Source organism: Cognatundibacterium luofuense, assembly GCF_018139685.1.
In the GTDB taxonomy this organism is placed as follows: Bacteria; Pseudomonadota; Gammaproteobacteria; order Burkholderiales; family Burkholderiaceae_D; genus Undibacterium; species Undibacterium luofuense.
Genome location: NZ_JAGSPN010000619.1, coordinates 1 through 286, shown reverse-complemented (window position 1 = coordinate 286; position 286 = coordinate 1). Strand labels below are relative to the sequence as shown.

Sequence of the window (286 nt, the reverse complement as noted above, 5' to 3'; positions counted from 1 at the left end):
AGAAAGCGTTTTCATCCACTTCCTGTGCTGTCGTATGGTGACGGATAAACACCACCTCTATTTTTTCATAAGCCCGTGTCAGGAACAGATACAGCAAAATAAAGAAGCGCTTCGCAGTATCTTTTTTTTGCTCATCCATAGAACCGGAAACATCCAGCAGGCAAAACATCACACACTGGCTGGCTGGCTTGGGAACTTTGATGCGATTGCTGTAGCGCAGATCGAAGGGATCGAGAAACGGAATCGCGGCGATTCTGGTCCGCAAATGACGGATTTCTTCGCGTAG

The 286-nt window shown here is 47.6% G+C and carries 1 protein-coding gene; it reads right to left on the bottom strand.

The genetic code is table 11. The annotated features are described in order from the left end of the window. Positions 1 to 286: DUF444 family protein (locus KDM89_RS21900; RefSeq protein ID WP_212689860.1), on the bottom strand; the 286-nt coding region annotated here is incomplete at both ends.